Source organism: Blastococcus sp. MG754426 (assembly GCF_021699055.1).
GTDB lineage: Bacteria > Actinomycetota > Actinomycetes > Mycobacteriales > Geodermatophilaceae > Blastococcus.
This window is the reverse complement of sequence record NZ_SSXC01000185.1, coordinates 1-444: the sequence shown is the minus strand read 5'-3', so window position 1 is coordinate 444 and position 444 is coordinate 1. Positions and strand designations below refer to the sequence as shown.

1 protein-coding gene is annotated in these 444 nt (G+C 76.4%); it reads right to left on the bottom strand.

Translation table 11 applies throughout. The annotated features are described in order from the left end of the window. On the bottom strand, window positions 1-444 hold a 444-nt coding region (locus E9549_RS24590), incomplete at both ends, for a DUF222 domain-containing protein (RefSeq protein ID WP_236828901.1).

Below are 444 nucleotides of genomic sequence, written 5' to 3'. Positions count from 1 at the left end.
CTGCGGAGGGGCCGGGGTGCGGCCCACGTCCAGGGGCTGACCCTCGGGGCCCAGCACGATGCGGGTGATGCCGCCGTCGCAGGCCAGCCAGCGGGCACGCGCGGCGGAGATGATCGCCCCGAAGCCCAGGGTTGCCGCCCCGCGCCCGGCGGCGGGGTCGACCAGGTCCTCCAGGTCGACACGGACCACCACGTGCGGCTTCTGGGTGCGCAGCACCGGCAGGGTGCCGGCGGCGAGCTGGTTGTCGCAGAGCTGGACGAGGGCGTCGGCCTGCTGCTGGGCGCGGGTGCGGGTGTCACCGGCGGGCCGGGAGGCCTGCACGATCGACTCGACCGCGGCCCGGACCTTCTCCCCGCCCACGGCGTCGAGCTCGAACCGGCCGCTGACGCTGCCGTCGGCGTGCTTGACCAGGGTGAACGACCGGCCCTCGGTGGGGTCGGGCTC